The organism is Cohnella xylanilytica (genome assembly GCF_014212175.1).
GTDB lineage: Bacteria > Bacillota > Bacilli > Paenibacillales > Paenibacillaceae > Cohnella > Cohnella xylanilytica.
Map to the genome: position 1 here is coordinate 1 of NZ_JACJVR010000086.1, position 25,310 is coordinate 25,310.

The following is a 25,310-nucleotide window of genomic DNA, read 5'->3' on the forward strand; positions in this document are numbered from 1 at the left end:
AACGAAGCAAAGTCCCCAACGATGCAAAGCGATAACGAAGCAAAGTCCCCAACGATGCAAAGCGATAACGAAGCAGAGTCCAGAACAATGCAGAGTCAAGAACAATGCAGAGTCAAGAACAATGCAGAGTCCAGAACAATGCAGAGTCAAGAACAATGCAGAGTCAAGAACAATGCAGAGTCAAGAACAATGCAGAGTCTGTAACGAAGAAAAGGACTTATTCAAGGCCGCACGGACTGCGCGGTCTTCGAATAAGTCCTTTTGCTATGCGCTTAGGCTTTTTTCCACAGCTTCTCGATCTCTTCCAGCGACTTGCCCTTCGTCTCCGGCACGAACTTCAGCGTGAAGAACACCGTGAACAGGGACAGCGCCCCGAAGATCCAATACGTCGCGGCGGGACCGGCCGACTTGAGCAGCGGCGGGAACGTCTGCGAGACGAGATAATCCGCGGCCCACAGCGCCATGGAGGCGACGGCCGTCGCCCGGCCGCGCACGCGGTTCGGGAAGATCTCGGACAGAAGCACCCAGACGACCGGTCCGAGCGAGATGGCGAACGCGGCGACGTAGACCAGAATGAGGATCAGCACGAGAGATCCCGAGCTGTGGCCCGTCCGGAACGCCAATCCGATCAAGGCGAGGCTGACGGTCATCACCGACGTGCCGATCAGCAGCAGCGCTTTGCGTCCGGCCTTGTCGATGAGCCAGATGGACAGGATCGTGAACGCGAAGTTGATGAAGCCGACGAGAATCGTCTGCACGAGGGCCGCGTTCGTTCCCGCCCCCGTCTCCTTCAGAATCTCGGGCGCATAGTACAGAATCGCGTTAATGCCGGTAATCTGCTGCAGAACGGCGATGCCGATGCCGACGAAGAGAGCGAAGCGCAGGCCCGGCTTGAACAGCTCGCGGAACGGGGCGCGTTCTTCCCGGAAGGACTCTTTGATCTCGAGCACTTCCTTCTTGGCGGCCTCTTCCCCGTGAATGCGCAGCAGGATCGGCAGCGCCTCTTCCGCGCGGCCTTGCTTGATGAGCCAACGAGGGCTCTCCGGCACGAGGAGCAGCAGAAGCATGTAGACGATTCCCGGAATCGCCCCGACTCCGAACATCCAGCGCCAGGCGGTCGAGATATCCCAGGCGTCGTCGCCGTAGCCCGCGATTCCCGAGTTGACGAAGTAAGTCAGGAAGATGCCGCTGACGATGGCGAACTGGTTCAGGGCGACCAGACGGCCGCGATACTTGGCCGGCGCGATCTCGGCGTTGTAGAGAGGGCTCAGCGTCGACGTAATGCCGATGCCGAGGCCGCCGATCATGCGGGCGATGACGTAGCCGGCGAACGTATCCGGGATCGCCGAGCCGATGGAGCCGACGACGAACAGGAGGGCTGCCGCGATCAGCACTTTCTTGCGGCCGAGTCCGTCGCTGAGCGTTCCGGACAGGGCGGCGCCGACGATACAGCCGATGATCAGACTGGAGACGGCCCAGCCGACTTGGAGATCGCTCAGGGCGAATCGGTCCTGCATGAAGCCGACGGCGCCGGAGACGACCGCCGTATCGAATCCGAACAGGAGGCCGCCGAGAGCGGCGGCGATCGACACGAGCGTCACGTATTTCATATTCGGACGCTGCGCCTGTTCGGCGGTAAGTCGTTTCGCATAGGTTGCCACGATGAATGATTCTCCTTTCCGAATCGGTCGTTTCGATTCTTCCGTCCGGGAGGTTCGGCCTCGGCCCGATCGAGGACGATCCGCCGCGTTAGCCGCCGTATTCCTTCCGGACAAGCGAATCCCAGTATAGCACCGGATCCGGGAGATGGCGGGGGCTGCGAGCAGCACTAATTTGCGTTATTCTCGTACATTTATTCCATGGAGGCGATCGGGAGCGGGAAGAGGGGCGGCACCCGCACGATCTTGCGCGCCGAACGCAAAAAAATCCATGCCATGGGGCATGGATCGGTTAGCCGAAATGGGAGAGGCGGAACACCGGAACGTCGGAATGCAGGAACACTGGAACGTCGGAACACCAGAACGCCGGAACGTCGGAACGTCGGAACGTCGGAACGCCGGAAGCCGGACAAGCCGTGCGCTTAGGACGGGGAGCCGGAGGAGCGGTATTCCGACGGAGCGACGCCGGTCACTTTTTTGAACACGCGGCTGAAATAATTGGGGTCCTTGTACCCGACCTCGTAACAGATCTCCTTCAGGCTGAGCCGGCCTTCCTCGATCAGCTCCTTCGCCCGGTCGATGCGAAGTCCGGTCAGGAAGTCGATGAACGTCTCGCCGACGTGCTGCTTGAACACTTTGCTGAAGTAGAACGGGTTCAGATGCACGTGCTCGGCGACGTCCTCGAGCGACAGCTCCTCGGCGAACCGGCGCCGGATATACGCCTTGGCCCGGTCGATGACCGAGAAGGTCTGCTCCTCGCGGATCTCGCGAATGCGCAGCAGGGCGGACATGACGTAGCTTCTCCGGTCGTCCCGTTCGAGATCGTAGCCCGGATAGCCGTCCGGCTTGGCTTGCTTCAGATCCTCGAACAGGCAGACGCCGCCGTCCCGGACGTCGAAGGTGGAGGCGAAGACGGCTTCGAAGTAGGAGCTGCGCAGCCCGTCCGCGCCGCTCCGCAGGGTGCCGATGCCGACCGACAGCCGGGTCCCCGTCTGGTCGAGCACGGCGTCGCGAAGCTTCTCTCCGAACCGGACGGCTTCTTCCTTCCATTCGTCGTCCGACGTCTGCGGCGGCCTTCGCCGGAACACGGCCAGGTGGCGCTCCAGAATCGAGCTGACGATGCAGGGACCGTGGGACTTGGCGATTCGGCGGACGGTCTCGTACAAGGCGGTTCGGTCGACGGCGGAATCGGGCCCGGGGACGGCGGCGACGAGGCAGCGGCAGTCGATGAGGGGGAACCCGAGCCATTCCGACAGCTCGGCCGGACTCGCCCCGCGAACGTGGTCGATCATCAGCATCAGGGCGAGCTCGTTCTCCACCAGCGGCTGAAGCGAAGACACCTTGCTGCGGAGCTCGAGCTCCTCCGAGCGCTTGTCCTTCTCCCGGTCGAGCTCGTCGACGAGCCTGCGGAGCAGGCCGGCCATCTGTTCCCGTCCCGCCGGCTTGACGACGTACTCCTTGACCCCGAGCGGCATCGCTTCCTGCGCGTAGGAAAAATAATCGTAAGCCGTCACCAGCACGAGCTTCGCGTCGGGAAGCAGGCGCCGGATCTCCCTCAGCGCCTCGATTCCTTGAATGCCGGGCATCTGCACGTCCATCAGCACGATGTGGGGACGCCTCTCCTCCGCCAGCTCGATCGCCCGTCTCCCGTTCTCGGCATGGATGACCTCGAAGACGTCGGGGAGCATGCGGCGGGCGATCCATTCGAGGCCTTGTCGTTCCAGTTCTTCGTCATCCGCGATCAACAGGCGGTACATCGGTTCGGTTCTCCTCCTTCCGGAGCGGAATGCGCACGGTGACCGTCGTCCCCCGTCCGGGCTCGCTGCGAATGTCGACGGCGTCGGCGCGCCCGCTGAACAGCTGAATTCGGCGAAATACGTTCCGGGTCCCGAGTCCGGCCGACCGAGGCCCTTCCGCTTCGGCGCCGTCCGTCTCGTAGTCCATGCGAAGCAAGGCTTGGCGGGTCTGCTCGTCCATGCCGGCGCCGTCGTCCCGGATCTCGACGACGGCGTCGGCGCCGTCCCGCCGTACGGTCAACCGGATCTCTCCGCTTCGCTCCAGCCGCTCCATCCCGTGGACGAACGCGTTCTCCACGAGCGGCTGGATCGTCAGCGAGGGGATCGGCGCGGACAGGGCTTCCTCGTCCGCGTCCGTCTCGAACCGGATGCGGCTCCCGAAGCGGGCGCGCTGGATGGCCGCGTAGGCGGCGACATGGCCGAGCTCCTCGCGCAGGGTGACCGGCTCGTCCGGGTTCCGCAGAACGTACCGGATCATCTTCGACAGGGAGACGATCAGGTCGGACGTCTTCTCCGCCCCCTCCAGAAGAGCCAGCTTCGCGAGCACGTTCAGCGAATTGAACAGGAAGTGCGGATGGATCTGGCTCTGCAGCGCCCGCAGCTCCAGCTCCTTCACGAGCCGGCTCTGCTCCAGCCGCTCCCGGTCGCGCTCGGCCGACGCCTTCAGATCGGCCAGCATCTGCAGGAACGCGCCGGAGAGGATGCCGAGCTCGTCCCGGGAATTCGCCGGAAGCGCGGGCAGCGCCTCCTGAGGGCGGCCTTCCGACACCCGCTTCGCGGCCGCCACGAGGCGGTCGACGGGGCCGGTGACGCTGCGCGAGATCCAGACGGCCAGGGCTCCGCCGAGCAGCGTCTGCACGGCGATGACGGCGGCGCCAAGCCGGTTCATCCTCTCGTTCTCCTCCTGGATGCGGCGGAAGATCGGCTGGTCGAATTCGAGCTCGAGATCGACCAGCCGCCCGCCTTCTTCCCGGATGAAGCCGAGCGTCCGCTCCGCCGTCTCGTACCTCGTCAGCGCTTCTCCCGGCGAAGAAGCGGCGGACATCGCGGCGTTCTCTTGTTCCTGCAGCTTGTCCAGCAGGCGGACGAATCCGGCGGTCGCCGAAGAGAGGGAGGAGGGCCGGCCGGTCCGTTCCAGGCTCTCCCGCAGACGAAGCCGCTCTTCGCGTCTCCGTTCGATCTCGCCCCGCGTCTCGGGACCGGGATCGAGCAGGTAGCCGTAGACGGCCTGAAGCGACCGCTCGGCGCTCTGGACCGTCAGCTTGTACGTAAGCAGCCGGTCCATCATCCGGTCGTAGCCGCCCTGCACGACCGTCGTGCTCTGGAACAGGAAGAAGGCGACCGAGTCCGCCAGCAGGACGAGCAGCGGAATGACGAGAAGCAGCTTCGCCCGAATCGTCATCGGCCTGTCCCCCCGGCTTCCGCATCCTCGTGCCCGTCAGTATTCGAATTCTCGCCAGCATCCGAGTTCCCGCCAGTATCCGAATTCCCGCCAGCATCCGAATTCCCGCCGACATCCGAGCTAACGCCGCCTTCAGCGTTCCCGGCCTCGAGGGAGGCCTTGTCCAGCACGGCGGTATCGGTCAGCCGCAGCTCGGGCGGCTTCTCGCCGGCAAGATAGGACCGAACGACGTCGACCGCTTCCCAGCCCATCGAGTAAGGCTTCTGGACGATCGTCGCCTCGATCCGGGATTGCCGGATCGCCTGGCGCGTATTCTCCAGGTCGTCGAACGCGAACACGCTCACGGTCGAAGAGGCTTGCTCCCGCTGCACGGCTTCGGCGATGCCGAGGCCGTCCAGGGAGCTGAAGCCGACGATGGCGCGCAGGCCGGGGTTCTCGCGCAGCATCGCTTCCGCCTGCTGGGCCGCCTGCAGGCGCGAGATGTTGGAGATTCTCACGTCCGCGACCGACAGCTTCGGATAGCGTTCCAGCACGCCGCGGAACCCTTCCAGACGGAGACGCTGGTTGATCGCCTCGCTGCCGAGCAGAACGCCGATGCCGCCGGATTCGCCGACCGTCCGGACGACGAGCCGCCCCATCTCTTCGCCTGCCCGCTTATTGTCGGTTCCGACGTAGGCGATCCGCCGGCTGTCCGGCTCGTCCGCGTCGATCGTGACGACGGGGATCCCCTCGTCCGCGGCCTTGTCGATCAGCGCGGCGTAAGCCGGGTCGTCCACGCCCTGCACGAGCAGGGCGTCGAAGCCTTCCGCGATCGACTTGGCCAGGAGGCGGGTCTGTTCGCCCGCGTCGATCCGGAGCGGACCCGAATATTCGATCTCCATTCCGTATCGGGCGGCCGAAGCGCGCGCGCCTTCTTCCACGGAGCGCCAGAACGGGTTGTCCAGCTCCTGGGAGATGAGCGCGATCCGAAGAGGCGACGGCCCGGCGGCCTTCGGGGCTTCGAGCCGACCCGCCAGCTCGCGCGTGCGCAGCACCGAGGACGCGAAGCCGGCGAGCAGGGCGAGGAACGCGACGGCGAGCAGAAGGAGGCTAACGTTCCAGATGCGATTCGACATTCGGTTCTCCTTCGCTAAGGTGGATGGGTCTATCAGACATTATTCGAATTATTCGCGATCCCATACGAGGGGACGAGGGGCGCCGTTCAGCCGTTCGGCCGGTTCGGTCCGGGCCGGCGGGTCAGACCGGTCCGACCGAAGGCGAATAAAAAGCCCGCAGCAAAGCCGAAGCTTCGATGCGGGCCGTTATGAGAAGGATCCACTTATTTTCCCGCTTGCACGGCTCCCGAAGCCTTCACGTCCAGCACCGCTTGATGGATCCGGTCGAACAGGTCCTCAAGCAGCGGCTCCTCGATGCAGGAGAACGCGACGCGCAGGTCGGTCGGGCCGAGGGCGATCGCCCCGACTCCGTACTTCTCGTCCAGCAGGCGCTGGCGAACCGCCTCGGCGTCCACGGTCTTCAGCTTGAGACACATGAAGTAGCCGGAGTTGAACGGGTAGTACTCCCAATCGTCGCCGTACTTGCCGCTGTCGAGCAGCTGCTTCACCTTGTTGGCGCGTGCCTTCATGACGGCGAACTTCTCCGCCTTCTGGGTCTCGAAGTCCGGAGACTTCAGGGCGTCCAGCACGAACGTCTGCGACGGGTGCGGGCCGCTGGAGATCGTCGCGCGGATGATGCCGAGCGTCTTCTGCTCGAGGGCGGCGAGCGTCGCTTCCGTCCCCCCGCCGTAGGTGATGAAGCCGACGCGGAAGCCCCAGACGTACTCTTCCTTCGTCGCGCCGTCGATCTTGATCGGCAGAATTCTCTCGTGCAGGCCGCACAATTGTCCGAACAGGGATTCATGAAGCGAGTCTTCGAAAAACAGTCCGAAATAAGCGTCGTCCGTCACGACGACGACGTTGATTCCCGCATCGGCCGCATCCTTGATGGCGGCGACGATGGAGCGGCCTTCCTCGGCTCCCGGGGTGTACCCGGTCGGGTTGTTCGGGAAGTTGAGGACGACGATCGCCTTGCCCTTCTCCTTCTGCGCGAGCAGCGCGTCCCGCAGGGCGGCGGCGTTGAACTTGCCCTCCGAATCGTAGAGAGGGTACTCGACCATGACGGCTCCGCGGCGGATGCCGAACGTCAGCTCGTAGTTCTCCCAATTCTTCTCGGGCAGCACGACCGCGTCTCCGGCGTCGGCGAACAGGTCGGCTACGATGGACAGCCCGTGCGTGAGCGCGTTCGTCACGATCGGCAGGCTGATCGGATGCCCCTGGATCGACGGATTCTCCTTCAGCATCTTGTCGCGCCATACGGTGCGAAGCTCCGGCTTGCCCGCTGGAGGGGCATATTCGTACAGGTCCTTCGGATCGTAGGCGCTCAATTTATCCTGAATGACCTTCAGGTGCATCGGTTTGCCGTTCTCCGTGGCGATGCCGATGGTCGCGTTGTACGTCTTCGCCTTCTGCTTCGCTTCGGCGGACTGGCTCAGAATGCCGACCTTGGGGAAGTAAATCGCTCTGCCCAGGCCGGAGAGCATCTCCAGGACGCGCGGGCTCTCCCGCGAGATCGTGTCGTTCAACTGCTGCGCGAGGGGGTTCATTGCCTTCTCTTCCTTCCACGTGATCATGTTACGGCGAGTTCAACGGCTTCGCCGATCGTTCGCAGTTATTATACACTATTGGAATAGGTGCGTCACCGTAACCGAAGTCACAGGAAGGGAAAAAAAGTCAAGCCGAAGGTCCGGAAGACGGCTTCGGACCCGGAGCTCTCGCGCGGATCTCCTCGATCGTCCGCGCGTCGCCGGGACGGTCCCGCCCGGCCAGCGATTCGATGAGCTTCTCCCGCTTCGGCTCGGACAGGTTCTGCCCGAACTTGAACTTGCCCGCCATCTCGGCGATATCGAGCCGCATCACGGCGACTCCCCGCAGCGACGGCCCGTACTTGGGATCCTCGGGGTCGATGGGGGCGTGGCCGCCCTCCGGCTGCATGCTCGCCAGCAGCGCGGCGAGCGCTCTCGCCTTCTCGGCCGGATCCTCGACCTGCTCCACCGTTCCCCGCATCCGGACCGAGCGGAAGTATTGGGTGGCCGGGCACGCCAAGTATGGATCCGAGAAATAGGAAGGAATGAACGCATGGGCTTCGTAGACGACGAATTCCGCCCTGGAGTCGAGGGAGAGCCCTCTCATTTTCTCCCCCTTCTTGCTGCCGTGGAAATACGCCTTGCCGTCCGCGTACACGTAGTTGAGAGGAACGGCCTTGGGCCAGCCGTCTTCCCCCGCGAACGTCAGCACGCCGTCGCTGCGCTCTCGCAGAAATTCCTCGCATTCCGACCGGTCCGTCACTTCGAATTCTTGTCTTCTCATGTCTCTTCGTCTCCTATCCGCATCAAGTATGGGAACAGTCTAGTGCTTGGATTGACAAACGAAAAGATCCAATTATGATTAAAATGAATAGACCAATCGAACGGAGGATCGCGATGACGCTCCAGCTGCCCTACGACAGATATTTGGCCGAATGCGGCAGCAAGCATCTGGCCTTGTACCGGGCGCTTCGCGACGCCATCGCGACGGGCGCGCTGCCGCCGGGGGACCGCCTGCCGTCCTCGAGGCAGCTGGCCGCGGCATACGGCGTGTCGCGGGGGAGCGTGAGCCTCGCGTACGACATGCTGTCGGCGGAAGGCTACGTCCGGGCCGGCGTCGGCAAGGGGACGTTCGTCACCGGCGAGGCGGGCGCGCGCGCGGCAGGGGCGCCGGATTCGGCGGCCGGGACGAGCGGGGCGGCCGGGGAATCGACGGGCGCTCGTGGGGCGGCCGGGGATTGGCCCGGGGCGGCCGGCACCGGCGCGGGGAACGCTTCAGGCGGCGCGGAAGGTCGGGCGTCGGCTCCGGAGCTGTCGGCCTGGGGCCGCCGGGTAGCGGAGATGGAGGTCCGGAGGCGGCTCGGGAACGGACGGCGGGACGAGAGCCGGCCGGACGCCGTCTCCTTCGCGCCGAGGGGCCTGGGAGAGAGATGGTTCCCCTGGATGGAGTGGAAGTCTTCGGTGGCGGCGCAGTGGAGGAAGCTTGCCGACCGGCCGGACGACGCTTCCGAGACGGAAGGCAGCCTGGAGCTGCGCCGGCAGATCGCGGGCCGGCTGCGCCGGGAGCGCGGCATCGTCTGCCGGCCGGAAGAGGTGGTGGTGACCGGCGGCTCGATGCAGGCGATCGCGATTCTGGCGCAATTGCTGCTGGAGGAAGGCCGGTCCGCCGTCGTCGAGAACCCTTGCTATCCCGGCACGCGCGACGCGGTGACGGCGACGGGGGCGACGCTCGTGCCCGCACCGGTCGACGCCGAAGGGATCGTGCCGCGCGACTGGGACGCCGGGATGCTGTTCGTCACGCCGACGCGGCAGTTCCCGACGGGCGCCGTACTGAAGCTGGAGCGGCGGCTGGAGCTGCTGGCCTGGGCTTCGCGGCGGCAGGCCTGGATCGTCGAAGACGACTACGACAGCGACTTCCGCTGGGGAGGCCGGCCGATCGAGCCGCTCAAGTCGCTGGACCGCGAAGGCCGGGTCGCCTACGTCGGCAGCTTCTCCCGCTCGATGCGGGCGGAGGTGCGGATCGGCTACGCGGTGCTGCCCGCTTCGCTGCGGGAGCCGTTCGTCCGGGCGAAGAGCCTGTACGACCCTTACCCCGAAGGAATCGCCGAGCAGCGCGCGCTGGCGGAGTGGATGGCCGAAGGGGGCTACGACCGGCATATGCGGCGGTCGAGAAGGATTTTTCACAAGTTGCAGTCGAAGCTTCGAGAAGGGCTTGAAGTCGGCATGGGAGAGCTGTTCGAGGTCGTTCCGTCGGACGCGGGCCTGCTCCTGTTCGCCTACTGGAGAGGGAAGCCGTCCGACTATAGGCGGTTGACGGACCGGTGCCGGGAATACGGCGTCGGCTGGGGCGACGGGCGGAAGTATTCGGCGACTCCGGACGAGAAGGACGCCGGGAGGCCGTCCGCGCTGTTCGGGTTCGCCCACCTGGACGAGGCGGAGGTCGAAGAGGGCCTCTCCCGGATCCGGCGCGCCGCCGAGTCTCTCGGCTTGCTCGAATCGGCTCAATCTAATCAAGGAGGACGCGCCCATGCTTAATTTGTCGCCCGATTCCTTCGTGCTGCTTCCCTACTTCGCCAAGACCGTGTGCGAGCCCGGCTGGAAGTGGCAGAAGCGGGAGAAGCCCCTGGTCAACTACGACCTGTTCTACGTCTGGAGCGGGGAAGGGGAGGTCGTACTGAACGACGTGGCGTACCCGGTCGGCAAGGGAAGCTGCTTCCTGTTCCGTCCGGGCGACCATACGAGCGCGACCCACAATCCGCAGAAGCCGCTCGTGCTGACCTACATCCACTTCGACGTGAACGGGCCGGTCTCGCACGTACCCGAGCCTTACCGCAAGCTCGAGGACGTGTTCGAATTCGAGAACCTGCTGGCCCGCTACGTGCGGCTGTTCCTCGTGGAGACGTACGCGGCCGAGGAGGAGGCGCGGCTGATCCTGAAGCAGCTCATGATCCAGCTGCTTCGCTTCGACCGGGTCGAGCCCGTGGAGCGGAAGGCGAGCAACCAGCTGACCGAGAGCATTCACGAGGTCGCCAACTACATTCGCCAGCACCCGAGCATCCAGCACCGGGTGGACGACCTCGCCGCCCGGGCGGGCTTGTCGCCGCGCTACTTCTCGATCAAGTTCAAGGAGCTGATCGGCACTTCGGTGCAGACGTACATGATCCGGACCCGCATCGAGCGGGCCCAGCACCTGCTGCTGCACGCCGGCATGAACGTCACGGAGGTGGCGGACACGCTCGGGTACCGGGACATCTTCTTTTTCAGCCGCCAATTCAAACAATACACCGGCAAGAGCCCTTCGGAGATCCGATAGGGCTTCTTGTCCGGTTCGATACGCTTCGGCAACCCGCCGTTGCTCGGCTGCTATCGCGACACGCTGCCCAATTATTCGCAAACCCGAATCGCAAACCTGAACACAAACCTGAATCACAAACCTGAATCGTATACTTGTATCACACAATTACAATATTTACTCGTCCTCCGTACTCGCACGACGCATTTCCCCAGCACACTCCCCAACAACCTCAACATCCTGCACACAGACTACGTAACTTTCCATTTCAGAGAACTAATAATGGTAGCCATAAACAGTGATTACCGGAACAGCTATTTTGGAGGTTACAGAGGGCAGAGTGGCGGAGCGGGCTGCTGTAAGGTCCATTTTGGAGGTTACAGAGGGCGGAGTGGCGGAGGGTGCTGCTGTAAGGTCCATTTTGGAGGTTACAGAGGGCAGAGTGGCGGGGCGGGCTGCTGTAAGGTCCATTTTGGAGATTACAGAGGGCGGAGTGGCGGAGAGTGCTGCTGTAAAGTCCATTTTGGAGGTTACAGGAGGTGAAATGGCCGCATTCCCTAAGACGAGCGGAAGGCCCCATCCCCGTCAATTGGAGAAGGAGCCAGCCTTCCGCCGGAAGCCCGCTACACTCGAATCCTTTCAGCCCGGATCGCGCTTCGGCGCCAGAAGGCCGAGCTTGTCGCCCATCTTCACCTTGTCGCCGATCTTCAGATCGGAGCGCGGCCGGAACGTGCCGTTCTCCGTGAGCAGCACGACCGTCGAGCCGAACTCGAAGTAGGCCAGCTCCTGCCCGCGTTCGAGCTTCTTCGGCATCGGTTCCACGTACTGGATGCTGCTGACGTTCAAGGCGCCGACCTTGACGACGGCAATCTCGCCTTCCTCGTGCACAATGTAGGTGACGAGCCTCTCGTTGCGGGAGAGCACCCGGCGCATGGACGTGAGCCCGAATTCGTTGACGGGATACACGCGGCCCGCGATATGCTCGCTCTCGACCACCGTCCCCGAGCAGGGGGAGTGGATGCGGTGATAATCGGTCGGACTTAAGTACAACACCCAGAAGAAGCCGTCGCGATACTGGGCGATGCGAGGCGAGCCGTTCAGCAGCTCCTCGAGCGTATAGTCCTGGCCCTTGATCTGCAGCAGCAGGCCGTCCTTGATTACCCCGCAGGCGGTGATCAAGGCGTCCACGGGGCTGACGAGAGCGTCCGGCGTCTCGTCCACGGGACGGGAACCGGGCTTCAGCCGACGGGTGAAAAAGTCGTTCAACGAGGCGTACTCGCCGATCGCCTTCTCCGCTTCTTCGACGGGAATCCGGTAGAGAGCCGCGAAGCGGGGAATCCAGCGCCGGCTGATCGGCGATTTGGCCAATCGTCCCGTCAGGCGGGACACGAATTTGCGGGATGTGAGCTCCGTCATGGAGCGCAGCAGCCAACGGTTCATGCGGTCGGCCACTCCTTTGGTCGTATTCGTGATAGGGCCGAATGACGCGCGCGGGCGCCAAAAGCCAATTGCCTTTTAGTGTGACATAACGGCTATGAAAGTTCAATAAGAAGGAGAGGACAACCGCCGTGCTCGTTCGCCCCGAACGCGTGTATGCTATGACCGAAGCCCGTCGGCGAGGAGGGGGTTCATATGGTCAAAGCGGTCTTCGTTACGCCCGGAGCGTATCCGGTGCCGTCTCCGAATGGCGGGTCGGTCGAGCGAGTGGTCGAGAAGTTCGTTCCGCTGCTGACGCCTTACGTCGAAGCGTCGATCTACGGGAGAACCGCGCCGCGCCTTCCGGCCCGGGGGTATCTAAGCGGCGCCGCGTGCGAGCGGATCCCCGCGAAGGACAAGACGGAATACTGGCGTCGAGTGGCCAAGCGCCTGGCCGTCCGGCGTCCCCAACTGATCGAGATCGAGAACCGTCCCCGCATGGTCGGCACGTTCCGCAGGCGGTTCCCCGGCGCGCAAATCTGGCTTCACCTGCACTCCAACACGTTCATCAACAAGCCGTATTTGTCCCCGAAGCGGCTGCCGGCCTGCCTGGCCGCGGCGGACCGGATTATCGTCAACAGCCAGTATCTCAAAAATTACGTAACCGAACGGGCGCCCCAAGCCGCCCATAAGATCGGCGTCGTCTACCCGGGCGTGGACGCCGAGCGATTCGCGGGCTATTCCCCGGAAGCCGAGAGGGCCGCGAGAGGCTGGCAGAACCGCCGCATCGTGCTGTTCGTCGGCCGGCTCATCCCGCTGAAGGGAGTCCATCTGCTGCTCGAAGCGATGCCGGAGCTGATCCGCCAAGTTCCCGACGTTCTTCTCGTCGTCGTCGGGGGAGCGTTCTACGGCTCCGGGAAGTCCACCGCCTACGTCCGCAGGCTTCACCGGATGGCGAGGCCGCTGCGGAAGCACGTGGTTTTCCAGCCGTACGTCTCCCATCACGACATTCCCCGCTGGTTCGCGCTCGCTCACGTCGCCGCGGTTCCGTCCGTGCGCCGCGAAGCGTTCGGACTCGTCAACGCGGAAGCGATGGCCGCCGGCCTGCCGGTCGTGGCGAACCGGGTGGGCGGGATCGCGGAGATCGTGCAGGATGGCGCGACCGGCTTCCTGATCGATCCGGCGAACGCCCGGGCCGAGCTCGTCCAACGGCTCTCCCTGCTGCTGCTGAACGAAGAGCTGCGACTCGAGATGGGACGGCGGGGACGGGAGCGGGTGCAGGCCCACTTCACTTGGCAGCGAACGGCCGAACGATGGCTGAACGAGCTGCGGGCGACGATGCCCCATTCCGGACTGGGGCCGCCGCTCCCGCTGGAAGGACCGTAGCTCGAATCGGCCGAACGAAGGCTCCGTCCCTGTCCCCGTCTCAAGCGACCGGCATGAGATAGGAAATACCAAAATAAAACGGCTCCGATCGGCTTTTATCGAGCGAATCGGAGCCGTTTTTCTTGGCAAGCGGCGTGCCGGGTCCCTTTATTCGCGTTACTTGAAGAACGTCGAGTACAGCAGATACGCGTTCAGCACGACGATGACGGCCGTGATGACCCAAGCGGTGATGTTCAGCCACGGACGGTTGGCGAACTCGCCCATCTTTTTCTTGCTCGACGTGAACTTCACGAGCGGAATGACCGCGAACGACAGCTGCATGGACAGAATGACCTGGCTTAAGATCAGCAGATCCGTCGTGCCCTTCTCGCCGTACAGGGCGGTGACAATGACGGCCGGGATAATCGCGATCAACCGGGTGATAAGCCGGCGAAGCCACCCGGGCATCCGCATGTTCAGGAAGCCTTCCATGACGATCTGTCCGGCCAGCGTTCCGGTCAAGGTGGAATTCTGGCCCGAGGCGAGCAGCGCGACCCCGAAGAAGATCGAAGCCATCGTCGTGCCGAGAAGCGGAGCGAGCAGATGGTACGCCTCGCCAATGTCCGCCACCTCCGAGTGGCCGGTCGTATGGAACGCGGCGCCCGCGATGATCAGAATGGCGGCGTTGATGAACAGGGCGAAGAACAGGGCGATCGTCGAATCCCACGTCGCGTACTTGATCGCTTGGCGCTTGCCGAGCGTCGTCTGCTCGTATTGGCGCGTCTGAACGATGGAGGAGTGCAGGTACAGATTGTGCGGCATAACCGTCGCGCCCAGAATGCCGATCGCGATGTACAGCTGGGCGGAGTCGGTGACGATGCCCGTCGTCGGGATGAAGCCCTTCATCACGTCCCCGAAGGCCGGATGCGACAGGAACAGCTCCGCGGCGAAGCAGAGACCGATAATGGCGATCAGCGCGATGACGAACGCTTCGAGGTAACGGAACCCCTTGTTCTGCAGGAAAAGAATAAGGAGAACGTCCAGCGCCGTCAGTAGGACGCCGTAAACGAGCGGAATGCCGAACAGCAGGTTCAGGGCGATGGCGGCCCCGATCACCTCGGCCAGATCGCAAGCGGCGATCGCCAGCTCGCACAGAATCCACAGCCCGAACGAGACCGGCTTGCTGTAATGGTCCCGGCACGCTTGCGCGAGGTCCCGGCCGGTCACGATGCCGAGCTTGCCCGCGAGCGCCTGCAGGACAATGGCCATCAGGTTGGAGATCAGAATGACGGAGAGCAGCGCGTACCCGAACTGGGAGCCCCCCGCGATATCGGTCGCCCAGTTGCCGGGGTCCATATAGCCGACGGCTACCATATAGCCGGGGCCGACGAAAGCGAGGAACTTGCGGAAGCCGGAGCCGCTCTTGGGGATCTTCAAGGAACGGTGCGCTTCCGGAAGGGAAGGCTGGTTGGCGTTCCTCCTCCATCCGCGGCCGGACTTGGATGTCGTGACGGCGAGTTCATCTTGCATGGCGAATCACCTCTTCGCGTATAGTCAAAGTTGTTCTTGGCAACCTTTGTGGCGCTTAAGACATAATGTTTCCTCAGGGCAAAAAATCTTGTTGGTTCTAATATACGCCCGGGGCCATGAATTGTAAACTGTTATTTTCGAGCCGCCATTCCCGTGTCGCGCCTATGGGTGAATGCATATGATACGTTAGATTGCATGCTGGGAAGGAGATGGACATGAAGAAGAGCGGCAAAGGCAAAAAAAATCAAAACGCGCGCCGGCCTTTATATTATGTAGATAATCCGAACAAGATGGAGCTAGCCTGGCTGGACGACATAAAAAAGCCAAGCTCCAGCTCCAAGCCGGTGAGCGTTCACGGAACGGCAATGGCCGAGCGGGCCGCGGGCCAAGGAACGAGCCAAACGCGCGGCTCGACCTCGGACGAAGCGTACCAAGCCGCGGACCTCGCAGCCCAAGCCGAAGCCGACCGCGTCGAGGAAGCCGTCTCCGCAACGGAGCCTGCCGCGGAGATCGTCCAAGCGGTCGAAGAGATCGTGGCGGTCGTCGAGGCGGCGGACAGGCAAAAGGCGGAGGAAGCCGTTGCGTTAACGGAGAAGCTGCTGCAGGATGAAGCGCCTGCGGAGGAGTCCGCCCAAGCGGAAGCGCCGTCCGCGCCGAACCTCCCGGAGGAAGCGGGGGAGGAGGAAGAGCCGGAGCTCGATCCCCGCGAGCACCGGAACTGGCGCCATCAGAAGCTGGCCGAGAAGCGTATTCCGGACCGTCCGGCTCCGATCGTCTACACCGACGATCTGGCGGACGAATCGGTTACGTCCGACAAGCTGGCCCCGTTCGCCGTCGGCCCCAACAATCTGGCGGCCGAAGCGGTAAAGACGGAGGCGCTGGCGGACTTCTCGGTTACCTCGATCAAGCTCGCGGATGGCTCCATCACTTCCTCCAAATACGCCCCGGAATCGATTACGGGCGAGCATCTGACCAAGAACTCCATCTCCGGCCAGAAGATCCGCGACCGTTCCATTACAAGCGAGAAGCTCAAAGACGGAAGCGTCTCTTCGGAGAAGCTGGCCGACCGCACGATCAGCGCCGACAAAATCGCCGAGGGCTCCATCCAATCGAAGCATTTAAGCTTGTCGATCATTACCTCCGATCTGCTCAAGGACCAATCCGTCACTTCCGAGAAAATTCGCAGCGGCACGATCCGCAGCGAGAATTTATCCAACGAGTGCATCGATACCTCCAAGCTGGCCGACGGCGCGGTGACGTATTCCAAGCTGCGGGACGAAGCCGTCACCGAGAGCAAGATCGCGCCGTCTTCGATCGATTCCCGCCATCTGAAGCCTGGCTTAATCTTGGCGGAACACGTGGCCGCGGGTACTCTGCAGGGAAAGCATCTGGCTCCGCAAGCCGTCAACGCCGACAATCTCGCCGAAGGAGCCGTGGGAACGGAACAATTGGCGGATCAGTCGGTAACGGGAAACAAGCTAGGGAAGGAGTCCGTTCAAAGCGACCATCTGGCGGAAAAGTCCGTCCTAAGCGGCCACCTGGCGGAAGGGGCCGTCGATAGCGCCCACCTCGCCGACGGTTCGGTAACGGCTCCCAAGCTTGCGGAGCGTTCGGTCACGACCGTCAATCTGGTCGAGCACGCGGTCACTTCCACCAAGATCGCCGACCAGAGCATCGTGTCGGGGAAGCTGGCGGACGAAGCCGTTCAGACGCGCCATCTGGCGAAGGGAAGCGTCCAAGCCGACAAGCTGGCCGACCACCTGATTGGCCGTCGCCACCTGACCGAAGGAGCGATCGAAGGACGGCACCTGACGAACAAGTCGATCTCGCGGGACCATCTGCAGGACGGCGCCGTTCATACGAGCCAGCTCGCTCCCGAAGCCGTGACCCGCAAGCAGATCGCGGACGGCGCGGTCGGCACCGGGCAGCTCGCCCCGGGAGCGGTGAAGGCCGCGCAGATTGCGGACGGCTCGGTGGAAGCGCGGCATCTGGCCGCAGGCTCCGTCCGGACGCCGCATCTGGCGGAGAACAGCGTGACCAGCGACAAGCTGGTATCGGGAAGCCTGCGGCCGATCCACTTCGGGGAGGAGTCGGTCAAGGGCGAGGCGATCGCGAAGCAGACGATCGAAGGCAAGCACCTGCGCCCGGGCTTGATCGGGCCGGCCCACCTGGCCGCCGATTCGGTCGGCACTTCCGCGATGCAAGCCGAATCCGTCACGTCGGAGATTCTGGCTCCCGGTTCGGTCGGCGAACGGCAGCTGGGGGTCCGCTCGATTTTCTCGCACCATCTGACCGATCACTTGATCACTTCCTTGAAGCTGTCGCCGGAGAGCGTCTCGACCGATAAGCTGGCGGATATGTCGGTGACGACCTCGAAGCTGGCCGATCAGAGCGTGACCGCCGCGAAGCTGTCCGAAGGCTCGGTCGGCAGGAACGCGATCGCGAAGGGAGCCGTCGGCAAGGAGGCTATCGACCAGGCGGCGGTCGGACCGAAGCAGCTTCAGCGGGGAGCGGTGCATGCCGAACATCTGGCCGAAGGCAGCGTCGGGCATTCCGCGCTCGCCGATAAATCGGTTCATTCGGACGCGATCCAGGACGGCGCGGTCACGCAGCGGCATCTGGACGTGGAAGCCGTCGCCAGCCGGCATTTGGCGGCCCAGTCGGTGCTCGGCTATCACCTGGCCGACGACAGCGTGAGGGAGGTTCATCTGACCGAAGGCTCGGTCAGCTTCTCGAAGCTCGCGGATAACAGCGTCGGGGACCGTCATATACAGAACGGCTCCGTTCAGTCAAGACATCTGGTCTCCGAGTCGGTGGCTTCCCATCATTTGCAGCGGGAGATCGTGGGGGCCGAGCATCTTCGCGAAGCTTCCGTGCAAGCCGATCATCTCTCGGAAGAGAGCGTCGGGGAAGAAGCTCTCGCCGAAGGCGCCGTGACGACCTCGAAGCTGGCGGACGGCAGCGTGACGCTGCAGAAGCTGGCCGCGGGCAGCGTAGGGAGCGAGCATCTGCTGCTCGAATCGGTGGGGGGCAAGCATCTGAAGCCGGATGCGGTTCAAGGCTACCACCTTCGCAAAGGCTCCGTCTCGATCTCCCATCTCGCCCCGGATATGTTCGCCCTGGCGAAGCTGGCGGAGAGAAGAATCGATTCGGAGAGATTGGAGCCTTCCGCCGTCGCTAGCGTCCATCTTCGGGCCGAATCCGTCACGGAGGATAAGCTGGCCGCCGGCAGCGTCACGGAGGATCGCTTGGCGAACGGTGCGGTCGTGACGGAGAAGCTGGCCGATCGCGGAGTTACGGAGGCGAAGCTTCGCGAAGGCAGCGTAAGCGCCGAGAAGCTGGCGAACGGCAGCGTGACGGCGGAGAAGCTGGCCGACGGCGCGGTCGCCGCCAGAGCGATCGCCGATGCCGGCATATCGGGCGACAAGTTGGCGGACGGCGCGGTCTCGGGCGTGAAGCTGGCGGACGGGAGCATCGACGGTTCGAAGCTGGCGTATGGCAGCGTCGGATCGGAGCATCTGGCCTACGGGAGCGTTCGCGAAGAGGCATTGGCGGACGGCAGCGTGACGGCGGAGAAGCTGGCGGACGGCCAAGTGCCCGAGAGGAAGCTGGCGGAGGGGGCGGTGACGGAGAGCCGTCTCGCAGACGACTCGGTGACGGAGCGGAAGCTCGCCGAAGGAAGCGTGACGGAGAGCAAGCTGGCGTTCGGGGCGGTCGCTTCCGGAGCGCTGGCCGACGGGGCGGTGACGGAATGGAAGCTCGCCGCCGGATCGGTCACGGAGACGAAGCTGGCCGACGGGGCGGTGACGGGCGTCAAACTCGCGGACGGCAGTATCTCCGGCGCGAAGCTGGCGTACGGCAGCGTAACGGAGAACGCGCTCGCGTACGGTTCCGTGACCGGGGCCCAGTTGGCCGATGCCGCCGTATCCGAGTCGAAGCTGGAGGACGGCAGCGTGACAGCCGCCAAGCTAGCGGACGAGGCGGTCGTCGCGGCGAAGCTGGCGGACGGCGGAGTGACCGAGTCGAAGCTGGCGGACGGGAACGTCACGACGCCCAAGCTGGCGAACGAGTCGGTCACGACGGAGAAGCTGGCGCTCGGCGCCGTAGGGGAGAACCAGATCGACGACGGCAGCGTCACGGTGCGCAAGCTGGCGGCGAACGTGGTGGAGTTTCTCATGATGTCCGGCAAGCCCGTGACGGAGGATCGACTTACGAACGGGAGCGTGACGGCCGCGAAGCTGGCCGCGGACAGCGTGGGTACCGATAAGCTGGCCAGCCGGGCGGTGACGTCGGAGAAGCTGGCCGAGGCCAGCGTCGAATCGGCTCATCTCGCACCAGGGGCGGTCACGTCGGAGAAGCTGGGCATTCGCAGCGTCGGCTCCTCGCATTTGATCGCCGGAACGGTTCTGTCCCATCATCTCGGCGAGCAGTCGGTGCTGACGGCCCATCTGGCGGCGGGTTCGGTGATGAGGGATCAGCTGGCCGACGGCAGCGTGAATGCGGCGAAGTTGGCGAATGGAAGCGTGGACGCGGCGAAGTTGGTCGACGGAAGCGTGAATACGGGGAAATTGGCCGATGGCAGCGTGAACGGCTCGAAGCTGGCGGAAGGCAGCGTGGGGCCGGCGCATTTGGCCCAGGCTATCGTCGGTTATGATCATCTGACGGATGAATTGAAGGAAGAGCTGAAGCTCTCGTCAGGCAGCGTAGGGACGGAACATCTGGCCGACGGCAGCGTGAATGCGGCGAAGTTGGCGGACGGCAGCGTGGACGCGGCGAAGTTGGCGGACGGCAGCGTGGGCGCGGCGAAGTTAGCCGACGGCAGCGTGGACGGCTCGAAGCTTGCGGAAGGCAGCATAGGCTCGGCGCATTTGACTGAGGGCATTGTCGGCTACGACCATCTGACGGATGAGCTGAAGGAAGGACTGAAGCTCTCGTCAGGCGGCGTAGGGACGGAACATTTGGCCGACGGCAGCGTGAATGCGGCGAAGTTGGCGGACGGCAGCGTGGACGGCTCGAAGCTTGCGGAAGGCAGCGTCGGCTCGGCGCATTTGGCACAAAGTGTCGTTGGCTACGACCATCTGACGGATGAGCTGAAGGAAGGACTGAAGCTCTCGGCAGGCGGCGTAGGGACGGAACATCTGGCCGACGGCAGCGTGAATGCGGCGAAGTTGGCCGACGGCAGCGTGGACGGCTCGAAGCTTGCGGAAGGCAGCGTCGGCTCGGCGCATTTGGCACAAAGTGTCGTTGGCTACGACCATCTGACGGATGAGCTGAAGGAAGGACTGAAGCTCTCGGCAGGCAGCGTAGGGACGGAACATCTGGCCGACGGCAGCGTGAGTGCAGAGAAGTTGGCGAATGGTAGCGTGAACGGCTCGAAGCTTGTGGAAGGCAGCGTCGGCTCGGCGCATTTGGCACGGAGTGTCGTTGGCTACGACCATCTGACGGATGAGCTGAAGGAAGAGCTCAAGCTGTCGTCAGGCAGCGTAGGGACGGAACACCTGGCCGACGGCAGCGTGGACGGTTCGAAGCTTGCGGAAGGCAGCATAGGCTCGGCGCATTTGGCACGGAGTGTCGTTGGCTACGACCATCTGACGGATGAGTTGAAGGAAGAGCTGAAGCTCTCGGCAGGAAGCGTAGGGACGGAACACCTGGCCGACGGCAGCGTGGATGGCTCGAAGCTGGCGGAAGGCAGCATAGGCTCGGCGCATTTGGCACGGAGTGTCGTTGGCTACGACCATCTGACGGATGAGCTGAAGGAAGAGCTCAAGCTGTCGTCAGGCAGCGTAGGGACGGAACACCTGGCCGACGGCAGCGTGAACGGCTCGAAGCTCGCGGAAGGCAGCGTAAGCGCGGAACATGTGGCCCAAGGAGCCATCACTTCAGACAAATTGGCGATCGGGTCCGTAACGGCCGAACAACTTGGCGACGGCAGCGTGACGAAGCAAAAGCTGTCCGCCGAGCTGCTGGAGTGGATATCGACCTCCGTCCAATCCGACGAGCGCAACGTGCAGTCGGATAATGATCCTATTTTGTCGGATAGGTTGGCCCCGAACTCCATTCAAAGTCAGCATATCGAACCGGGCAGCATACAAACTTCGCATTTGGCGGCAGGAAGCGTTCGAACGGATCTGTTGGCCGACGGAACGATTACGGGGGATAAACTGGCTAACGACTCCGTGAGCGCGGAGCACCTGGTTAACGGCAGCGTATCCATTCAAAAGCTGTCGGGCGATCTGGTCGCTTATCTGTCTCTCGCAGGCAAACCCATCACTGGCGATCGTTTATCCAATGGAATCGTTACGACGGAGAAGCTGGCTCTGAAAAGCGTTGGAACCGACCAGTTGGCGAACCGATCGATTACGCCGGAGAAACTGGCCGAATCCAGCGTAAGGGCCGAGCATCTGGACGCAGGGGCCGTGACGGCAGAGAAAGTCGCCGTTCGCAGCATCAGTTCGTCGCACATTATCCCGGGTTCCATCCTGCCTTACCATCTTGGCGAGGGAGCGATCAAGGAGAGTCATCTGACTGACGGCATCGTGAGCGGCTCCAAGCTGGCTCCAGGCAGCGTGGCTTCGGAGCATCTGGCCGAACAGCTGAAGGAAGAGCTGAAGGAAGAGCTTAAGGATGGACTGAAGCTGGCGGCGGGCAGCGTAGGCGCCGAGAATCTGGCGGAAGGCAGCGTCGGAACGGCACACCTGGCGGACCGCAGCGTGAACGGCTCGAAGCTGGCCAACGGAAGCGTTGGGCCGGAGCATCTGGCCGACGGCAGCGTCAACGGAGATAAGCTATCCGGTCAATTGGTCGATTTTCTGTTGGAAATTCAAGGCAACGTCGTTCAACAACAGCACGAGATCGCGCAGTTAAAGCCGGCTCCGGGGGGCATAACGACGGACCTCTTGGCGGACGGCAGCGTGAACGGAACGAAGCTGGCCGCCGGCAGCGTGACGAGCTCGCATTTGGCCTTCCTGCCGCTGGCGGCGTCGCTCCCCAACGTCTCGCTGACGTTCGGCAACGAAGCTTACGAGTTCAGCGGCTCGATGGAGAGCATGGAGCTGACCGTCGCTTTCGCGGAACCGTTCAAGGATAATGCTTACGCAATCATCGCCATGACCGATCATCTCTCCTGCTCGTGCTACCTCAAGAGGAAAACTCCGGGAGCGGCCGTGCTCGAGGTCGTGCGCACGCGGTTGGCTCCCGAGCCCCGCGGATGGATCCAGTGGATCGCCGTAGGAACGAAATAAATAGCCGATTGGCCAGAGGATCCGGCGACATCGCCGGGTCCTCTTGGCGTCTCGGCCTGCCGAAGGCTATCGCCACGCCGTACAGATGCCGTTGCGCATGGACACGTTACACATACAATGTCATGTACGCCGATGCCCGAGCCGGAGGGGGTGGGAGAAGATTGGCAAGCAAAATCGGCAAGGGAAGAAGGCGTTCCCCCGTCGCCGCGACCCGTAAACGAAGGAGCAGACGGCGGCCGGTCCCGGTCAGGGGAGGAGCCGAATCGCCGTTAAGAGGGGAGCCGGCGGCTTACGTTCCGTGGACGGCTCCTTACGTATCCGTCATTGTGCCCGTCATGAACGAGAAGAGGACGCTGGCCCGGGTTCTCCGGGAAGCGAGCGCCGTTCATCCGAGCACGGAAGTGATCGTCGTCGCCAACGGGTCGACGGACGGTTCCCTGAAGATCGCCCGGGACAGCGGCGCCAGGGTTCTCGTCTTCGACCGGCCGCTCGGGCACGACGTGGGGCGCGCGATCGGAGCGAGGGAAGCCCAAGGTCAAATTCTGCTGTTCATCGACGCCGATATGGTGATCCCCGCCTCCGCTCTGAGGGACTTCGTCCAAGCGGTCGCGAACGGCACCGACGTGGCGTTGAACGATTATTCCGGCCCGACGCGGCGCGAGGCCGTTCATAGCGTCGTGCTGGCGAAGCACGCGCTGAACGCGCTGCTGGAGCGGCCGGACCTGGAGGGCGCGTCGATGACCGCCGTTCCTCACGCCGTCAGCCGGAGAGCGCTCGAGACGATCGGCCCCGCGGCGCTCGCGGTTCCGCCTCTCGCCCATACGATGGCGATTCACTCCAAGCTGGCGGTCCGGCGGGTCCGGCACGTCGACGTCGGGCAATTGAACCCCCTCAGGGTGAAGCGGGAACGGCACAATTCGCTCGAACCGCTCATCGTCGGCGATCATCTGGAGGCCATACAATGGCTCGTGCGCCAAACCGACGACCGGGGAGGCCGCGACGACGGAACCCGCAAGAGATGGATGGTGAGGTGAGCCGATGGAACGCTTGAAGCGCCGCGCGAGAGCGAGTCGGAAGGTCGGCGGCGTCTCCCGCGCCGCCGCGGCTTCGAAGCGGCGATACCGGACGCAGCGCGGACGCAGGTCCGCGGCGAAGGGGACCCGTTATCGAAGACGAAGAGCGGGAGCCGCCCCATCCGCTCCCATCGTCCCCTCCGCCCGTCCCGCAGCCTCCGCGGCTTCGCTCGCGGCATGGCGCAGGGAGGGAATGACGCTGGGGGCGGCCTGGAGGTCGGAGCATCCATCCGGCACTCCGGAGGAGCTGAAGTCGTTCGTTCAGGAGCGGTGGACCCGGATGGCGCGGGACGGAAGCGGGAAGCCGGGGACCGCTCCGGGCGCCGGCTGGGCCGAGATCTGGGAGCGAGGCAGGGCGTTCGGGGAAGGAGCGATGGAGGGAGCGGGACTCCCTTCGGGCTTCGTGCCCGTGCCGCTGCAGGGCAGCGCCGCGGCTGTCCTCTACGCCGAACCGATGTCCGCCCGGAGCCTGACGTCCGTCCTGTCCGTGCTGGACCTCTTGCCTCTGACCGAGATCGTCATCGTCTCCGGGAACGCGCCGGAGTCTTGGCTGACGGCCGCGAGGAGCCATCCGAAGGCGACGATCGCCCACGATCCCGATGCCGTCCATGCCGACGTCGGACGGGCTCTGGGCGCCAAGCTGACGGGGGCGGACATCGTCCTGTTCGTGGACGGGGAACAACCGGCCCCGGCGGAAGAGCTGGCCCGCTTCCTGTGGGAATGCGACGGCAGGCTCGACGTCGCCTTGAACGACGTCTCGCCGGAGCATCGGATGTTTAACGAACGCAATGCCGTTCTCCGGCTCCATGAATTTCTCAACGTTACGCTCGGTCGCGCCGACCTGAAGATGAACACGATGGCCTCCTTGCCGTTCGCGTTGTCCCGCAACGCCCTGGATTCGCTCGGCAGCGCCCTGCTGGCGGTTCCGGTCAAAGCCCATGCCGCGGCCGTCCTGAGAGGCCTGCGCATCGGAACGGCCGGAGAGGTCCGCGGGCCTTCCCCGTTCGGGGCGGAGGCTCCTCCGCCTCTCTTGCGGGTAGCGGCGGGCGATCATATCGAAGCGTGGAGGGAAGCGATGACGGCGAGAGGCTCTCGCCTTCACTTCGTCGACCGGGCAAGGAACCGGGGGGCCGTAGGAGGAGTGACAGCCGATGCGGGCATCCATCATAATCCCGACGAATGACAGATTGGACTTGTTGATCCGGTGCGTCGAATCCGTTCGCCGGTACTCTCCGGAGGACATTGAGATAATCGTCGTCGACAACGGATCGGCCGACGGGACGATCTCCTGGTGTCTGCGCGAGCGAATCCGATTCGTCTCGCTGGCTCGCAACGAGGGCTACCCGGCGGCTTGCAACAAAGGCCTGCGGGTCGCGGCGGGAGACGCGCTGGTGCTGCTTAACAACGACACGGTCGTCTCCTCCCGCTGGCTCGACAATCTGCTGGCCGCCTTGTACAGCGCCCCGGATATCGGCATGGTCGGTCCGGTCACGAATTACGCCAGCGGCAGGCAGCAGGTCCGCTACCCGTACGCCGACCTCGAGGAGTTCCAGCGGATCGCGGCCGAGGTCAACGTCTCCGATCCGGCCAAGTGGATCCGGACGGAGCGCATCGTAGGCGTCTGCCTGGCCTTCCGCAGGGAGCTGATGGAACGAATCGGCCTGCTGGACGAACGCTTCTCGCCCGGCCATTACGAAGACGACGATTACTGCCTGCGCGCCCGTCTGCACGGCTTCGGGCTGCTGATCTGCCCGGACGCGCTCATTCACCACGAAGGAAGCGCCAGCTTCGCGCGGGACGGCGCGGAGGCGCAGCAACGGCTCGTCGAACGGAACTACCGTTTGTTCCTGGACAAATGGCAGGTCGATCCGCGGGCCTTCATCTGATATTGCTGTCCGACAGCATGAATCGAGGAGG

The 25,310-nt window shown here is 63.8% G+C and carries 15 protein-coding genes; 7 read left to right on the forward strand and 8 right to left on the reverse strand.

The window, feature by feature from the left end:
- Positions 1–272: 272 nt before the first annotated feature.
- The 6 genes from H7B90_RS22240 to H7B90_RS22265 all read right to left on the reverse strand — a co-directional run bounded on the left by H7B90_RS22240 (position 273) and on the right by H7B90_RS22265 (position 8,260).
- Complete coding sequence (locus H7B90_RS22240; protein ID WP_281421272.1) at positions 273–1,661, reverse strand: sugar porter family MFS transporter; 1,389 nt, start codon at positions 1,659–1,661, stop codon at positions 273–275.
- Positions 1,662–2,080: 419 nt separating this feature from the next.
- Complete coding sequence (locus H7B90_RS22245; protein WP_185138102.1) at positions 2,081–3,415, reverse strand: response regulator transcription factor; 1,335 nt, start codon at positions 3,413–3,415, stop codon at positions 2,081–2,083.
- A complete protein-coding gene (locus H7B90_RS22250; protein ID WP_185138103.1) occupies positions 3,390–4,856 on the reverse strand; it encodes a sensor histidine kinase in 1,467 nt (488 codons plus the stop codon). The genes H7B90_RS22245 and H7B90_RS22250 overlap by 26 nt, the downstream gene beginning before the upstream one ends.
- Positions 4,853–5,971, reverse strand: coding sequence for a substrate-binding domain-containing protein (locus tag H7B90_RS22255; RefSeq protein WP_185138104.1), 1,119 nt, complete (start codon positions 5,969–5,971; stop codon positions 4,853–4,855). The genes H7B90_RS22250 and H7B90_RS22255 overlap by 4 nt, the downstream gene beginning before the upstream one ends.
- A gap of 203 nt (positions 5,972–6,174) precedes the next feature.
- On the reverse strand, positions 6,175–7,497 hold the full coding sequence (locus tag H7B90_RS22260; RefSeq protein WP_185138105.1) for an aminotransferase class I/II-fold pyridoxal phosphate-dependent enzyme: 1,323 nt from the start codon (positions 7,495–7,497) through the stop codon (positions 6,175–6,177).
- 127 nt (positions 7,498–7,624) lie between these two features.
- Positions 7,625–8,260: a pyridoxamine 5'-phosphate oxidase family protein gene (locus H7B90_RS22265; RefSeq protein ID WP_185138106.1), complete on the reverse strand. Its 636-nt coding sequence runs from the start codon at positions 8,258–8,260 to the stop codon at positions 7,625–7,627.
- Positions 8,261–8,373: 113 nt separating this feature from the next.
- Between H7B90_RS22265 and H7B90_RS22270 the strand changes: the two genes are divergently transcribed.
- The gene (locus H7B90_RS22270; protein WP_185138107.1) at positions 8,374–10,011 is read left to right on the forward strand and encodes an aminotransferase-like domain-containing protein; all 1,638 of its coding nucleotides are present in this window, start codon (positions 8,374–8,376) and stop codon (positions 10,009–10,011) included.
- Positions 10,004–10,789: a helix-turn-helix domain-containing protein gene (locus tag H7B90_RS22275; protein WP_185138108.1), complete on the forward strand. Its 786-nt coding sequence runs from the start codon at positions 10,004–10,006 to the stop codon at positions 10,787–10,789. Before H7B90_RS22270 ends, H7B90_RS22275 begins: the two co-directional genes overlap by 8 nt.
- Positions 10,790–11,407: 618 nt before the next feature.
- Here the strand turns inward: H7B90_RS22275 and asd are convergent.
- Positions 11,408–12,208: an archaetidylserine decarboxylase gene (gene asd, locus H7B90_RS22280; protein ID WP_185138109.1), complete on the reverse strand. Its 801-nt coding sequence runs from the start codon at positions 12,206–12,208 to the stop codon at positions 11,408–11,410.
- Between the two features lie 192 nt (positions 12,209–12,400).
- Here asd and H7B90_RS22285 point away from each other — a divergent pair, with 192 nt between their 5' ends.
- The gene (locus H7B90_RS22285) at positions 12,401–13,570 is read left to right on the forward strand and encodes a glycosyltransferase family 4 protein (protein ID WP_185138110.1); all 1,170 of its coding nucleotides are present in this window, start codon (positions 12,401–12,403) and stop codon (positions 13,568–13,570) included.
- A gap of 156 nt (positions 13,571–13,726) precedes the next feature.
- On the opposite strand, the gene H7B90_RS22290 is transcribed toward H7B90_RS22285, so the two are convergent.
- The gene (locus H7B90_RS22290) at positions 13,727–15,079 is read right to left on the reverse strand and encodes an Nramp family divalent metal transporter (protein ID WP_185138111.1); all 1,353 of its coding nucleotides are present in this window, start codon (positions 15,077–15,079) and stop codon (positions 13,727–13,729) included.
- 290 nt (positions 15,080–15,369) lie between these two features.
- Here H7B90_RS22290 and H7B90_RS22295 point away from each other — a divergent pair, with 290 nt between their 5' ends.
- From H7B90_RS22295 to H7B90_RS22310, 4 genes are all read left to right on the forward strand, one after another.
- Positions 15,370–22,320, forward strand: coding sequence for a WIAG-tail domain (locus tag H7B90_RS22295; protein ID WP_185138112.1), 6,951 nt, complete (start codon positions 15,370–15,372; stop codon positions 22,318–22,320).
- 161 nt (positions 22,321–22,481) lie between these two features.
- Positions 22,482–23,354 carry a glycosyltransferase family 2 protein gene (locus H7B90_RS22300; RefSeq protein ID WP_260411159.1) on the forward strand — a complete coding sequence of 291 codons (873 nt, stop codon included), beginning with the start codon at positions 22,482–22,484 and terminating at the stop codon, positions 23,352–23,354.
- 4 nt (positions 23,355–23,358) lie between these two features.
- Positions 23,359–24,576 (forward strand): glycosyltransferase family protein, encoded by a 1,218-nt coding sequence (locus H7B90_RS22305; RefSeq protein WP_185138114.1) that lies wholly within the window; start codon positions 23,359–23,361, stop codon positions 24,574–24,576.
- A complete protein-coding gene (locus H7B90_RS22310; RefSeq protein ID WP_185138115.1) occupies positions 24,545–25,279 on the forward strand; it encodes a glycosyltransferase family 2 protein in 735 nt (244 codons plus the stop codon). The genes H7B90_RS22305 and H7B90_RS22310 overlap by 32 nt, the downstream gene beginning before the upstream one ends.
- Positions 25,280–25,310 lie beyond the last annotated feature (31 nt).

Coding starts and splice junctions, on each gene's coding strand:
- H7B90_RS22285 (WP_185138110.1), top strand. CDS start 12,401: ATGGTCAAAGCGGTCTTCGTTACGCCCGGAGCGTATCCGGTGCCGTCT.
- H7B90_RS22310 (WP_185138115.1), top strand. CDS start 24,545: ATGCGGGCATCCATCATAATCCCGACGAATGACAGATTGGACTTGTTG.
- H7B90_RS22270 (WP_185138107.1), top strand. CDS start 8,374: ATGACGCTCCAGCTGCCCTACGACAGATATTTGGCCGAATGCGGCAGC.
- H7B90_RS22290 (WP_185138111.1), bottom strand. CDS start 15,079: ATGCAAGATGAACTCGCCGTCACGACATCCAAGTCCGGCCGCGGATGG.
- H7B90_RS22245 (WP_185138102.1), bottom strand. CDS start 3,415: ATGTACCGCCTGTTGATCGCGGATGACGAAGAACTGGAACGACAAGGC.
- H7B90_RS22260 (WP_185138105.1), bottom strand. CDS start 7,497: ATGAACCCCCTCGCGCAGCAGTTGAACGACACGATCTCGCGGGAGAGC.
- H7B90_RS22250 (WP_185138103.1), bottom strand. CDS start 4,856: ATGACGATTCGGGCGAAGCTGCTTCTCGTCATTCCGCTGCTCGTCCTG.
- asd (WP_185138109.1), bottom strand. CDS start 12,208: ATGAACCGTTGGCTGCTGCGCTCCATGACGGAGCTCACATCCCGCAAA.
- H7B90_RS22255 (WP_185138104.1), bottom strand. CDS start 5,971: ATGTCGAATCGCATCTGGAACGTTAGCCTCCTTCTGCTCGCCGTCGCG.
- H7B90_RS22305 (WP_185138114.1), top strand. CDS start 23,359: ATGGAACGCTTGAAGCGCCGCGCGAGAGCGAGTCGGAAGGTCGGCGGC.
- H7B90_RS22295 (WP_185138112.1), top strand. CDS start 15,370: ATGGAGCTAGCCTGGCTGGACGACATAAAAAAGCCAAGCTCCAGCTCC.
- H7B90_RS22275 (WP_185138108.1), top strand. CDS start 10,004: ATGCTTAATTTGTCGCCCGATTCCTTCGTGCTGCTTCCCTACTTCGCC.
- H7B90_RS22265 (WP_185138106.1), bottom strand. CDS start 8,260: ATGAGAAGACAAGAATTCGAAGTGACGGACCGGTCGGAATGCGAGGAA.